The 12,673-nt window shown below is 65.6% G+C and carries 12 protein-coding genes and 1 pseudogene; 7 read left to right on the forward strand and 6 right to left on the reverse strand.

Going from position 1 to position 12,673, the window contains the following annotated elements:
- Window positions 1–376: alpha/beta hydrolase (locus tag WAO18_RS17140; RefSeq protein ID WP_422207434.1), on the reverse strand; the 376-nt coding region annotated here is incomplete at its 3' end.
- Window positions 377–517: 141 nt separating this feature from the next.
- Here WAO18_RS17140 and WAO18_RS17145 point away from each other — a divergent pair.
- Entirely contained in the window at window positions 518–1,699 is a 1,182-nt protein-coding gene (locus WAO18_RS17145; protein WP_422207445.1) for an alpha/beta hydrolase fold domain-containing protein, read from the forward strand.
- Between the two features lie 27 nt (window positions 1,700–1,726).
- Window positions 1,727–3,145: a WS/DGAT/MGAT family O-acyltransferase gene (locus WAO18_RS17150; protein WP_422207435.1), complete on the forward strand. Its 1,419-nt coding sequence runs from the start codon at window positions 1,727–1,729 to the stop codon at window positions 3,143–3,145.
- 8 nt (window positions 3,146–3,153) lie between these two features.
- Here the strand turns inward: WAO18_RS17150 and fadD12 are convergent, their stop codons facing one another.
- Complete coding sequence (fadD12, locus tag WAO18_RS17155; RefSeq protein WP_422207436.1) at window positions 3,154–4,767, reverse strand: acyl-CoA ligase FadD12; 1,614 nt, start codon at window positions 4,765–4,767, stop codon at window positions 3,154–3,156.
- 7 nt (window positions 4,768–4,774) lie between these two features.
- Window positions 4,775–5,581, reverse strand: coding sequence for a 1-acyl-sn-glycerol-3-phosphate acyltransferase (locus WAO18_RS17160; protein ID WP_422207437.1), 807 nt, complete (start codon window positions 5,579–5,581; stop codon window positions 4,775–4,777).
- 104 nt (window positions 5,582–5,685) lie between these two features.
- Between WAO18_RS17160 and WAO18_RS17165 the strand changes: the two genes are divergently transcribed.
- The 3 genes from WAO18_RS17165 to WAO18_RS17175 all read left to right on the forward strand — a co-directional run bounded on the left by WAO18_RS17165 (window position 5,686) and on the right by WAO18_RS17175 (window position 8,467).
- Entirely contained in the window at window positions 5,686–6,474 is a 789-nt protein-coding gene (locus WAO18_RS17165) for a crotonase/enoyl-CoA hydratase family protein (RefSeq protein ID WP_422207438.1), read from the forward strand.
- A 159-nt stretch (window positions 6,475–6,633) separates the two neighbouring features.
- On the forward strand, window positions 6,634–8,151 hold the full coding sequence (locus WAO18_RS17170; protein WP_422207439.1) for an AMP-binding protein: 1,518 nt from the start codon (window positions 6,634–6,636) through the stop codon (window positions 8,149–8,151).
- A gap of 19 nt (window positions 8,152–8,170) precedes the next feature.
- A complete protein-coding gene (locus WAO18_RS17175; RefSeq protein WP_422207440.1) occupies window positions 8,171–8,467 on the forward strand; it encodes a hypothetical protein in 297 nt (98 codons plus the stop codon).
- On the opposite strand, the gene WAO18_RS17180 is transcribed toward WAO18_RS17175, so the two are convergent.
- Both WAO18_RS17180 and WAO18_RS17185 read right to left on the reverse strand, forming a co-directional pair.
- Entirely contained in the window at window positions 8,464–9,084 is a 621-nt protein-coding gene (locus tag WAO18_RS17180; RefSeq protein WP_422207441.1) for a TetR/AcrR family transcriptional regulator, read from the reverse strand. The two genes, WAO18_RS17175 and WAO18_RS17180, sit on opposite strands and share 4 nt — an antisense overlap.
- A gap of 22 nt (window positions 9,085–9,106) precedes the next feature.
- Window positions 9,107–9,253, reverse strand: a complete 147-nt coding sequence (locus tag WAO18_RS17185; RefSeq protein ID WP_422207442.1) for a hypothetical protein — start codon at window positions 9,251–9,253, stop codon at window positions 9,107–9,109.
- A 249-nt stretch (window positions 9,254–9,502) separates the two neighbouring features.
- Between WAO18_RS17185 and WAO18_RS17190 the strand changes: the two are divergent.
- Window positions 9,503–9,640 (forward strand): annotated as a pseudogene (locus WAO18_RS17190) (enoyl-CoA hydratase); the annotation flags it as partial.
- A 96-nt stretch (window positions 9,641–9,736) separates the two neighbouring features.
- The gene (locus WAO18_RS17195) at window positions 9,737–11,572 is read left to right on the forward strand and encodes an acyl-CoA dehydrogenase (protein ID WP_422207443.1); all 1,836 of its coding nucleotides are present in this window, start codon (window positions 9,737–9,739) and stop codon (window positions 11,570–11,572) included.
- 7 nt (window positions 11,573–11,579) lie between these two features.
- Here the strand turns inward: WAO18_RS17195 and WAO18_RS17200 are convergent.
- Window positions 11,580–12,673: aldehyde dehydrogenase (locus tag WAO18_RS17200; RefSeq protein ID WP_422207444.1), on the reverse strand; the 1,094-nt coding region annotated here is incomplete at its 5' end.

The following is a 12,673-nucleotide window of genomic DNA, read 5'->3' on the forward strand; positions in this document are numbered from 1 at the left end:
ACGCCGCGTAGCAGTCCTCCAGGGGCGCGGGATAGGGATGCTCGGGTGCCAGCCGGTAGTCCACCGCCGCGACGGTGACGCCCAATTCGCGGGCGAACCGTCGGCACAGATCGTCGTCCTGCTGCGCGCTGCCGATGACATAACCGCCGCCGTGAATCCACAGCAACGCCGGACCGGGCTGGCTGACGCCGGCCGGACGGTGCAGCCGCACCCCGACACCGGAACCAAGAATCAGCGCCTCGACGTCGCGGCTGCTCCCGCGCTGGATCACCGATGAGGCCTTGCGGATCAGCTTCAGCGTCGTGGGACTCACAAGGGTACGGGGCGCAAAACGGGCGACTTTGCGGAGGTCAGGGTGGAAATCGGTACTCGGCATCGGTCCAGTATGCCGACCTGGTTCAGCGCCAGGATCATTGCGGCCCCATCTACACCGAGTGATTTCCCGTTTGGCCGCTGGACCTCGGGGTACGCTCCCCCGATGACGGATCCAGCGGCGACCGGCTATCGCCGACCGACCATGACTTCCCGGGCAAAATGGCTGCTACGCGCCCGCCCCGGCGACTACTTGCTGGCGATGAGCGACGCGATGGCCTCACTGCCCGTGATCGGCAGGCACCTGGAGCCGCTGGGCGGTGTTACCGCAATGGGCGTATGGGGTTACCGATTGGCGCCGGAGTTCTTATCCGCGTCGGTCAAGTCGTGGCGGACGCCCGGCATCGCCGAGACCCGCCAGGCTGAGCGTGACCAGACTCAGGCGGTGCTGGATGCCGCACTGCGCGGCGTGGTGTCGAGTAAGGACCTCGATGTCGAATGGCCGGCGCCAGACCGGAGGCCACCGTTTTGGCGCGCTCTGCAACACCGCCGCTACCTGCACCGCACGTCGGTGCGCTACGGCAAGCACCCGGTGCAGCTGTTGGATGTGTGGCGCCGCAAGGATCTGCCGGTGCGGCCGGCGCCCGTGTTGATCTTCGTGCCCGGCGGCGCCTGGGTCCACGGTGGCCGTCAGTTGCAGGGCTATGCGCTGATGGCGCAGCTGGCCGAGATGGGCTGGGTCTGTCTGTCGGTGCAGTACCGGGTGTCCCCGCACCACCGCTGGCCGTCGCACATCACCGACGTCAAAACCGCCATCGCATGGGCTCGCGCGAACGTCGACAAGTTCGGCGGTGACCGCAATTTCATTGCGGTAGCTGGTTGTTCGGCCGGGGGACACTTGTCGGCGCTGGCCGGCCTGACCGCCAACGACCCCGACATGCAAACCGAACTCCCGCCGGGCTCGGACACTTCCGTCGATGCGGTGGTCGGAATCTACGGTCGCTACGACTGGGAGGACCGCTCTACCGTGGAGCGGGATCAGTTCGTCGACTTTCTCGAGCGGGTTGTGGTCAAGCGAAGCATCGATCGCCACCCCGAGGTGTTCCGTGACGCGTCGCCGATCGCCCGGATACATGCAGACGCCCCACCGTTTTTGGTGATTCACGGCAGCAGTGACAGGGTCATACCGGTGGCGCAGGCACGGAGCTTTGTCGAGCGACTTCGGGGTGTGTCCCGGTCGTTGGTCAGCTACGTGGAGTTGCCCGGTGCCGGCCACGGCTTCGACCTGACCGACGGAGCGCGAACCGGTGCGATGTCGACCGCGGTCGGGCTGTTTTTGGGCCAGGTTCATCGCAACCGGATGATCGCTGCCAAAGAGGTTATCTAGCCGCCACGCGGTTGTAGGGTCGCACCCATGAAGCGGCTGAGCGGGTGGGACGCGGTACTGCTCTACAGCGAAACGCCGAGTGTGCATATGCACACTCTCAAGGTCGCGGTGATCGAGTTGGACGCCGATCGTCGGGACTTCGACATCGAGGCGTTCCGCCGGGTGATTCACAGCCGGCTCTACAAACTGGAGCCGTTTTGCTATCAGCTGGTTGACATTCCGCTCAAAATGCACCACCCGATGTGGCGGGAGAACTGCGACGTCGACCTGACCTATCACGTGCGACCCTGGCGGCTGCCCGCGCCGGGCGGTCGCCGCGAATTGGACGAGGCGATCGGCGAGATCGCCAGTACTCCGCTGGACCGCGACTACCCACTGTGGGAGATGTACTTCGTCGAGGGCTTGGCCGACAACCGAATTGCGGTGGTCGGCAAGGTTCATCACGCTCTCGCCGACGGGGTGGCCGCGGCGAATCTGTTGGCGCGCGGCATGGATCTCGCGCCTGGGCCGCAGTCCGGCAAGACCCGGTATGCACCCGACCCGGCTCCCTCGACCGGAGAGTTGGTGCGATCGGCTTTCGTGGATCACATGCGCCATTTGGGACGGATCCCGGGGACCATCGGCTACACCGCGAAGGGCTTCAATCGGGTGCGCCGCAGCTCACGCAAGCTCTCGCCGGAATTGACGATGCCGTTTACCCCGCCACCGAGCTTCATGAACCACATGCTCACTCCTGAACGCAGATTCGCGACGGCGACGTTGGCACTGAGCGATATCAAGGAGACCAGCAAGGCGCTCGGCGTCACGATCAACGACATGGTGTTGGCGCTGTCGGCGGGCGCGCTGCGCAAGCTGCGGCTGCGCTACGACGGCGACTCCGACCACCCACTGTTGGCATCGGTGCCGGTGAGCTTCGACTTTTCACCAGACCGTGTGTCGGGCAACCTTTTCACCGGGATGATGGTGGCTCTGCCCGCCGACGTCGAGGATCCGTTGGAGCGGGTGAAGCGCTCCCATGATTACGCCGTCGATGCCAAGGAAAGCCATCAGTTGCTCGGCCCGGAGCTGGTCAGCCGGTGGGCGGCCTACTTTCCACCGGGGCCGTCGGAATCGTTGTTCCGTTGGCTGGCCGGCCGCGACGGTCAGAACAAGGTGCTCAACCTGCCCATCTCGAACGTCCCAGGCCCGCGTGAGCATGGCCGGGTCGGCGGCGCATTGGTCACCGAGATCTATTCGGTGGGTCCGTTGACCACTGGCAGCGGACTGAACATCACCGTGTGGAGTTACGTTGACCAGCTGAACGTTTCGGTGCTCGCCGACGGTGCCACCGTCGACGATCCGCATGAGGTGACCGAGGCGGTCGTCGACGAGCTCATCGAAATCCGGCGTGCTGCCGGGCTTTCCGAGAAGTTGACGGTGATCGAAGGAGCGCTGGCTCCGGCCTGAGCGCGTCGTCAGGCGCTGCCGGATCCGATATGACTCTGCAGATCGCGTCGCGAGATCTTGCCGGTGCTGCTGCGCGGTAGTTCGTCGAGCACGATGATCTCGCGCGGCACCTTGTAGTTGGCCAGGTTGTCCCGGACATGTTGCTTGAGGACCTCCACGGTGGCCGACGCGGCCGGTGTCAGCACCACGAATGCCGCCAGCCGCTGGCCGTACTGCTCGTCGTCGACGCCCAGCACGGTGGCTTCGGCGACGTCGGGGTGCGCCGCCAGCGTCTTCTCCACCTCGATCGGATAGACGTTCTCGCCGCCGGACACGATCATCTCGTCGTCGCGCCCCACCACGTAAAGGCGTCCGGCCTCGTCGAGTCGGCCGACATCGCCGGAGGCCATGAAGCCGTCGTGAAAGCTCTTGCCGGAGCCGGAGGTGTACCCGTCGAAGCGGTTGGTGTTGCGGACGAAGATCTGGCCGACCTCGCCGGTGGGCACTGGACGATGCTCGCTATCGAGGATGCGAATCTCGGTGCCGATGGCTGGTTTGCCCGCGGTATCCGGCGCAGCGCGCAAATCGGCCGGCGTCGCGGTGGCGATCATGCCGGCTTCGGTGGCGTTGTAGTTGTTGTAGAGGATGTCGCCGAACTCGTCCATGAACCTGGTGACGACGTCGGGGCGCATCCGGGAGCCGGACGCGGTGGCGAACCGCAGTGAGCGACCGCTGTAGCGGCGGCGCACGTCGTCGGGCAGATCCATGATCCGGTCGAACATCACCGGCACCACGCACAGGCCGGTGGCCTGATGGCGGTCGACGAGATCAAGGGTGGCCTCCGGGTCGAACTTGCGCCGGGTGACGACTGTGCATCCCATCGATGCGGCGAAGATCAGCTGCGAGAAGCCCCAGGCGTGAAACATCGGCGCCACCACCACGGTGGTTTCTTCGGTGTGCCACGGCACCCGATCCAGCATCGCTTTTAGTTCGGTTACGCCACCGCCGGAGTGCTTGGCGCCCTTGGGATTACCGGTGGTGCCGGAGGTCAGCAGAATCAGTCTGCCCTTGCGGCCTGTGTTGACGGGTCGCTTGCCGGGATGCGAGGAGATCAGTTTCTCGACGGTGGCGTCATGACTTTTCGGGTCATCGCTCCATGCGACGATGCGGGTGGTGTCGGGCTTGTCGGCCAGCGCGCGGTCGACGGAGTCGGTGAACTCTTCGTCGTAGATCACCGCGTCCGCGCCTTCGCGGTTGACCACGTCGGCGAGTGCCGGTCCGGCGAACGAGGTGTTGAGCAGCAGCACATCGGCACCGATCCGGTTGGCCGCGATCAACGCCTCGACGAAGCCGCGATGGTTGCGGGCCATGATGGCAACCACTTCCGGTGTCCCGGTGGGCAGACCTTGTAGCCCCGCGGCCAGTGCATCGGCGCGCTGGTCGAGTTGGCGGTACGTCAGTGTGCCGAGTTCGTCGACCAGCGCGGGACGGTTCGGACAGCGCTGCGCCGACATCCCGAATCCGCTTGTGACCGAAAGGCCTTCGCGCCGGGCGACCGCGACGATACGCAGGTACTTGTCGGGTCGCAGGGGAGCGATGATTCCCGCCCGGACCATGGTGCCCAGCAGACCGAGCGGTGCCATGGCGCGGCTAGCCGATTACCGGGAGGCGACGTTCTTTGGCCAGCCCGTCGAGCGCCTTTTGCATCACCCGACGGATGTGGGCGTCGACCGCGTCGATGTCGGGTTGCTCGCCGAATTGGGCGATCACATCGATCGGCTCGAGCACCTGCATGACGATCTTGGTCGGCAGCGGGACGTTGACCGGCAACACCGCGGAAAGCCCGAACGGGAATCCCACCGAGATCGGCAGAATCTTCGCCCGCAGCAGCTTGTCCAGCCGCAGCGCCTTGGCCAGTCCCATGCCACGGGACAGATAGAGCTGGCTTTCCTGACCGCCGATGGCCACCGCCGGCACGATGGGCACCCCCGCGTTCAGTGCCGCCCGCACATATCCGGTCCGGCCGTCGAAGTCAATCGTGTTCTCCGACAACGTCGGCCGGTACACGTCATAGTCCCCGCCGGGGAACACCACCACCACACCGCCGGATCGCAGTGCCTCGTCGGCGTTTTCGTGGTTGGCGCGGATGAACCCGGTGCGACGGAAGAAGTCCGCGGTCGGGCCCGTGAAGATGACGTCGTGGCTCAGCGTGTAGACGGGCCGCTCGTAGCCGAATTGCTCGTAGAAGCCGGTGGCGAACACCGGAATGTCCATCGCGAACAGCCCGCCGGAGTGGTTGGACACCACCAGGGCGCCACCCGGTGGGAAGGACTCCAGCCCGCGCACTTCGGCACGGTGGTAGCCCTTGATCAGCGGACGCAGCCAGCCAATCACCCGTTCGGTGAGGCCGGGATCCCACTTGGACATCTCGCCGGGTTCGATATCGGTTGCAGCCATTTGGCAGTGATGTTAGCTCAGCGACTGGCCGCCCAATGCGGCTCGATACCATCTCTTATCGAAAGCCGTACCGGAAATCTGAACAGTAGGAGTGCGACAGCGCTATGAATTCTGCGAGCACTGAAGAAGCCACCGAACCCGAAGTCCTCGTCGAGCAGCGGGACCGGATCCTGATCATCACCATCAACCGGCCCAAAGCCAAGAACGCGGTGAACTCCGCGGTGGCTCATGGTTTGGCCGACGCGGTGGACCGGCTCGACGGCGACCCGGGCCTGTCGGTGGGCATCGTGACCGGCGCGGGCGGCTCGTTCTGCGCGGGCATGGACCTCAAGGCGTTTGCCCGCGGCGAGGTTCCCATCGTCGAGGGTCGCGGGATGGGCTTCACCGAGCGCGGACCGGTCAAGCCGCTGATCGCGGCGGTTGAGGGCTACGCGCTGGCCGGCGGAACCGAGTTGGCGCTGGCCACCGACCTGATTGTGGCGTCCAAGGACGCGTCGTTCGGCATCCCCGAGGTCAAGCGCGGGCTGGTGGCCGGCGGCGGCGGATTGCTGCGGCTGCCCGAGCGCATCCCGCCCGCGATCGCCATGGAGCTGGCGCTGACCGGCGAGGCCTTCACCGCCGAGCGGGCCCACGCGCTGGGCATGGTCAACGTGCTCGCCGAGCCCGGCGGAGCACTGGATGCGGCAATCGAGTTGGCCGAGCGGATCACCGTAAACGGCCCGCTCGCGGTGGCCGCCACCAAGCGGATCATTGTCGAATCCCGGGGCTGGAGTCCCGACACCATGTTCGGCGAGCAGAACAAGATCCTGATGCCGGTGTTCAGCTCCAATGACGCCAAGGAAGGCGCCATCGCGTTCGCTGAGAAGCGGCCGGCGCAATGGACCGGCACCTGAGCTCAGGCGGCCTGATCCTCTGCGACCTCGCCGATGGCGGCCCCAGACCCAGTTCCGGGGTGAGCAGCATCGCGGCGCGGGTGGGATGTGACGTCATCTAAACTGACATGACACTTTTGACGAGCTTTGTAACGTGTCGACACCACAGAAAGCGCGAGCGTGAGTATTTCGCTACTACTCGAGATGGCGAGTTCGAGCGATCCCGAGCGGACGGCCGTCGTCTCGGGGGACGTCCGGCTGACAACGCAGCAGCTCAGCGACCTCGCCGATGGCGGCGCCGGCGTCATCGCGAGCTCGGGCGCGTCGCACGTCGCCTACGTCGGTACCGGCGGCGCGATGCTGCCGCTGCTGATCTTCGCGTCGGCGCGGGCCGGGCTGACGTTCACGCCAATCAACTACCGGCTGTCCGCTGACGGCATCAAGGCGCTGATCGCGCGACTGCCCGATCCGCTGGTGGTTGTCGACGGTCGCTACCTCGACGAGCTGGGCGGCCCGGAGGGCCTCGAAAGCCTGGCCAAGCAGGTCATCGTGTCCGACGATTTTCTGGTGCAGGGCCGCGACGCCGAGCCGGCCGTGGAGTTCGCCGATCCGGACTCAGTCGGCATCGTGCTGTTCACGTCGGGCACTACTTCGCAACCCAAAGCTGTGGAGCTCACGCACAACAACTTGACCAGTTACGTAACTGGCACAGTCGAATTCGGGTCGGCCGAGCCGACCGATGCCGCGTTGATCTGCGTGCCGCCGTACCACATCGCGGGGGTCAGCGCGGCCCTGTCGAATCTCTACGCCGGCCGCAAAATGGTCTACCTGCCGGTGTTCGACGCGCAGGAGTGGGTGCGGCTGATCGACGCCGAGCACGTCACCAGCGCGACGGTGGTGCCGACCATGCTCGACCGCATCGTCACCGTATTGCAGGAGGGACACCATCGGCTGCCGTCGCTGCGCAACCTGGCCTACGGCGGATCGAAGGTGCCGTTGCCGCTGGTGCGCACGGCTCTTGAATTACTGCCGCACGTGGGCTTCGTCAACGCCTACGGCCTGACCGAGACCAGCTCGACGATCGCCGTCCTGACCCCCGATGACCACCGTGACGCGCAGGCCGCCGCCGATCCGGCCGTGGTCCGGCGGTTGGGTTCGGTCGGTCAGCCGGTACCGAGCGTCGAGGTGCAGATCCGCGACGAGGCCGGCGCCGTACTGCCGGCCGGACAGACCGGCGAGCTGTTTGTTCGGGGTGAGCAGGTGTCCGGCCGCTACACCGGGATCGGCTCCGTGCTCGACGCCGAAGGCTGGTTTCCGACCAGGGACATCGCCACGTTGGACGAGGGCGGTTACCTGTTCATCGGCGGCCGCAGCGACGACACGATCATCCGCGGCGGGGAGAACATCGCGCCCGCCGAGCTGGAAGACGTGCTGGTCGAGCACCCACATGTGCGTGACGTCGCGGTGGTCGGTGTCGAAGATCCGCAGTGGGGGCAGGCGATCGTCGCGGTGGTGGTGCCGGCCGTCGGCGCCGACCCCGACCCCGAGGAGTTGCGCGAACATGTCCGCAAGAGGTTGCGGGGGTCACGCACCCCTGACCGGGTAGTCTTTCGCGACGAGCTGCCCACCAACGCGACGGGCAAGGTGCTTCGCCGCGAAATCGTCGAAGAGCTTCGCGCCGCTCCGGCCGAGCAGTAAACGAACCGAGGATCGAAACATGATCAAGAACGGAACCCGCCTGGCCAGCCAGGTCTGCGACACCCAGGTGATCGTCGTCCGGAGTGCCGACAGCCTCGACGATCTGCGCTGCGGTGGCGCGCCGATGGTGGAGTTGGGTGCCGAGCGTTCGGGGGAGCTGGATCCGGCGTTCTCCGACGGCGCGGTGATGGGCAAGCGTTACGTCGACGACGCCGGTGCTGAGGTGCTGGTGACCAAAGCCGGTGCCGGAACACTGGCGGTCGGCCAGACCGCGCTGAGCCTCAAGGAAGCCAAGCCGCTCCCGGCCAGCGACTAGCTCTCTGGGACGCCGTTGCGGCGGACGAATTCCCTTGCCTTGACCAGGAATTCGAGCTGCTCGTAGACCTTGTGCAGCGGTTCGCTGCTGCGGGTGGATCGACACAGCACGACGGCGCCTTCCAGTGTGGCGATCGACATGACGGCCAGCGAGTCGGCGTCTGCCTCCAGGAAACCGTCGGCGACGAATGCCGATGTGAGCGCCGTTCGCCAGTGCGCAAAGATCCGCGCCGCCTCCGCCGACAGCCGAACTTCGTCGTCGGCGCAGCCGATCGCTGCGGCGACCACCGGGCAGCCGGCGTTGAAGTCGCTTTCCGCGAGCACGCGTTCCCAGAAGTCGACGAACTGGCGCAGCAGTACCTTGGCGCCGCGCCCGGCGGCATCGTCGATGTCGGCGGTGATCGCGTCCCCGGCGTATTGCAGGGCCTCGGTGAGGATCTGATTGCGGCCGTCAGGGAAGTGGTAGTAGACCGAGCCGCGTGGTGCGCCGCTGCGGGTGAGCACCTCGTCGATGGTCACGCCGGCGGCGCCGCGTTCGCGCATCACCTCGGCAGCGCTGATCAGCATTTTGGTTCGGGTGTCGCCACGCTTACGGCGGGCATGGGTCGCTAACGACATGTCGGGTTCTACCTGTCGTCCGTCAGGCTGCGTGGGTGTGGCGAAGCTGCGGCATCCGCCACTGAATGGTCCGCGGGTTGAACCGCGCGGGCCGCAGTGTGTTGCGGCGAAGGCCCGCCCACTCACCGCTGAAACGGTAACCGGCGACGTTGAGCTCGACGATCAGCATGATCTTCTCCTGCTGCTGCCCATGAGCCAGACTCCCGGACTCATGATTATGAGGTAGAGCATATAAGACTCGCGTTCAGCAAGCAACCTGTGGGCGCTCCGTTGCTGGATAGAGGCGGAAATCGCCGATCGGGCATCGCGACGCCAAAGCAGTGCTCAGTCACCTGGCTAAGTATTATGGCCTATTGCATATTGTGCGGGTCTGCGCTTGACTCGGCGGATGACTGGATCTTCTGACTCATTGCCGACCCTGGCTCGCGAGCAGGGCGACGCCGTCGCCATCGAGCGGCTACGGCCCGATGTGGCGGCGCTGTTCGCCACCGCCGACGCCGCCGAAGGCGTGCAGTCATTCATCGAGCGTCGCCAAGCCCAATTCCAGGGGCGCTAAACAGCGCTGGGACTCGTCGGCCCGAGTCGTTCTCGGCCGTTCCGGCCGCAGCGTCGTCGGGCTACGCTCAGCCCAGGCGATCGAAAGGCGTCAGCCATGGGCCATTACAAGAGCAACGTGCGCGACCTCGAATTCAACCTGTTCGAATCGCTGGGCCTGGAGCAAGTGCTGGCCGACGACGCGTTCGGGGACCTCGACGGCGACTCGGTAAGGCAGATGCTTTCCGAGGCCGCGCGGTTGGCCGAGGGGCCGGTGGCCGAGTCGTTCGCCGAAAGCGACCGCCACCCGCCGACGTTCGATCCCGACACCCACGTCGTCACTTTGCCTGAGCCGTTCAAGAAGTCATTGCGAGCGTGGGGTGAAGGCGAGTGGTTCCGGGTCGGGCTCGACGAGGCCGTCGGCGGTGTACCGGCGCCGTCGATCGTGCAGTGGGCGGTGAACGAGTTGGTGCTCGGCGCCAATCCGGCCGTGTTCATGTACATGGCCGGCCCGATAATGGCCAACATCCTCTACGCGATCGGCAATGAGCAACAACGGCATTGGGCAACGCTCGCGATCGACCGCAACTGGGGCGCGACGATGGTACTCACCGAACCCGACGCCGGGTCCGATGTCGGTGCGGGCCGGACCAAGGCGACCGAACAAGCCGACGGCACTTGGCATATCGACGGCGTCAAGCGGTTCATCACCAGCGGCGACAGCGACGACGTCTTCGAGAACATTCTGCATCTGGTGTTGGCCCGGCCCGAAGGCGCGGGGCCGGGCACCAAGGGGCTGAGCCTCTTCCTGGTGCCCAAGTTCCTGCTTGACCCCAAGACCGGCGAGCCGGGGGAGCGCAACGGAGTGTTCGTCACCGGGCTGGAGCACAAGATGGGCCTGAAGGTCTCGGCCACTTGTGAATTGACGTTCGGGCAGCACGGTGTCCCGGCCACGGGCTGGCTGGTCGGCGATACGCACCGCGGAATCGCACAAATGTTCCGGGTCATCGAATATGCCCGCATGATGGTGGGCACCAAAGCCATTGGAACGCTGTCGACGGGGTACCTCAACGCGTTGGACTACGCCAAGTTTCGGGTTCAGGGTGCCGATCTGACCCAGATGACGGACAAGACCGCCCCGCGGGTCACCATCATTCACCATCCCGACGTGCGCCGGGCCTTGCTGACCCAGAAGGCGTATGCCGAAGGGCTGCGCGCTCTTTACCTGTACACGGCAGCCCACCAGGACCCCGAAGCCGCCGCCGTGGTGTCGGGCGCCGACGCCGACATCGCGGAGCGGGTCAACGATCTGCTGTTGCCGATCGTGAAGGGGGTCGGCTCCGAGCGGGCCTACCAATGCCTGACTGAATCGCTGCAGACCTTCGGAGGGTCCGGCTTCTTGCAGGACTATCCGATCGAGCAGTACATTCGCGACGCCAAGATCGACAGCCTTTACGAAGGCACCACCGCGATTCAGGCGCAGGACTTCTTCTTTCGCAAGATCGTGCGCGACCAGGGCGCGTCGCTGGGCCACCTCATCACGCAGATCGAGTCGTTCATCGACAGCGAGGGCGCACGCCCCGAACTCGTCGACGCCCGCAAGCAATTGGCCACGGCGGTCGACGATCTGCAAGCCTGGGTCGCCACCATGACCGGGTACCTGATCGATTCCCAGCAGAGCGCGAGCGAGCTCTACCGCGTGGGTTTGGAGTCGGTGCCTTTCCTACTCGCGGTCGGGGATTTGCTGATCGGCTGGCTGCTACTCCGGCAGGCGGAGATAGCGCTGGCCGCGCTGGACGACGATCCCTCGGCGGCCGACGCCGCTTTCTATGCCGGAAAGGTCACGACCGCAAAGTTTTTCGTCAAGAACGTGCTGCCGCGGTTATCTGCTGAACGCGAGATCGCGGCGAATGTCGATCTCGCGGTCATGCAGCTGCGCGAAGAGGCGTTCTGACCGATCGCTAGGCGTCGGTGGTGTAGCCCATCGGCATCAGCACGCTCTTCTGCTGAGTGAAGTGCTCGACACCCTCCGGGCCGTTTTCGCGACCGATGCCGGAGTTCTTGTAACCGCCGAACGGACAGCACGGATCGAAGGCGTACCAGTTGATCGCGTAGGTGCCGGTGCGGATCTGCTCGGAGATCTTGATGCCGTGCGGCACGTCGGTGGTCCACACACTGCCGGCCAGTCCGTACGCTGAGTCGTTGGCGATCTTGATCGCGTCTTCTTCGGTGTCGTAGGGGATGATGCCCAGCACCGGGCCGAAGATCTCCTCCTGCGCGATCGTCATCTTGTTGTCGACGTCGGCGAACACGGTGGGCTGCACGTAGAAACCGTTGTCCAGTCCTTCCGGACGCCCGCCTCCGGTCACCAGTCGCGCGCCCTCTTCGATGCCCTTGGCGATGTAGCTCTCGACCCGGTCGCGCTGTTTCGCCGAGATCAGCGAGCCGATCTGCGCGCCCGCATCCGAGGGCGGCCCGACGGGCAGCGATTGCGCGAAATTGCTTACCGCCTCCACGATTTCGTCGTACCGCGAGCGCGGCGCCAGGATACGGGTCTGGGCCACGCAGGCCTGCCCGGTGTTCATGATTCCGGAGAACACGAGCATCGGGACCGAAGCGGCCAGGTCGACGTCTTCGAGCAGGATGGCTGCCGATTTTCCGCCGAGCTCCAGGGTGCACGGCTTCAGCATCTCGGCTGCGCGCTTGCCGATCTCCTTGCCGACGGCCGAGCTTCCGGTGAACGAGAAGATGTCGATGTCGGGGTTGGAGGTCAGCGCCTGACCGGTCTCGATGCCACCGGGGACGATCGACAACACACCGTCGGGCAGGCCGGCCTCGGCGAACACCTCCGCCAAAGCATTTGCACTCAAGGGTGTTTCGGCGGCCGGCTTGAGCACCACCGTGCAGCCGGCCAACAGCGCAGGGCCGAGCTTGTTGATCGCCAGGAACAGCGGCACGTTCCAGGCCACGATCGCGCCCACCACGCCGAGCGGTTCACGATGGACGATGGTCTGCCCGTAGCCGCCGTTGCGGACTTCCTGCCACTTGACCTGAT

Origin of the sequence: Mycobacterium sp. (assembly GCF_049278535.1) — a bacterium.
Taxonomy (GTDB): Bacteria; Actinomycetota; Actinomycetes; order Mycobacteriales; family Mycobacteriaceae; genus Mycobacterium.

Coding starts and splice junctions, on each gene's coding strand:
- WAO18_RS17145 (WP_422207445.1), top strand. CDS start 518: ATGACTTCCCGGGCAAAATGGCTGCTACGCGCCCGCCCCGGCGACTAC.
- WAO18_RS17150 (WP_422207435.1), top strand. CDS start 1,727: ATGAAGCGGCTGAGCGGGTGGGACGCGGTACTGCTCTACAGCGAAACG.
- fadD12 (WP_422207436.1), bottom strand. CDS start 4,767: ATGGCACCGCTCGGTCTGCTGGGCACCATGGTCCGGGCGGGAATCATC.
- WAO18_RS17160 (WP_422207437.1), bottom strand. CDS start 5,581: ATGGCTGCAACCGATATCGAACCCGGCGAGATGTCCAAGTGGGATCCC.
- WAO18_RS17165 (WP_422207438.1), top strand. CDS start 5,686: ATGAATTCTGCGAGCACTGAAGAAGCCACCGAACCCGAAGTCCTCGTC.
- WAO18_RS17175 (WP_422207440.1), top strand. CDS start 8,171: ATGATCAAGAACGGAACCCGCCTGGCCAGCCAGGTCTGCGACACCCAG.
- WAO18_RS17180 (WP_422207441.1), bottom strand. CDS start 9,084: ATGTCGTTAGCGACCCATGCCCGCCGTAAGCGTGGCGACACCCGAACC.
- WAO18_RS17185 (WP_422207442.1), bottom strand. CDS start 9,253: ATGCTGATCGTCGAGCTCAACGTCGCCGGTTACCGTTTCAGCGGTGAG.
- WAO18_RS17195 (WP_422207443.1), top strand. CDS start 9,737: ATGGGCCATTACAAGAGCAACGTGCGCGACCTCGAATTCAACCTGTTC.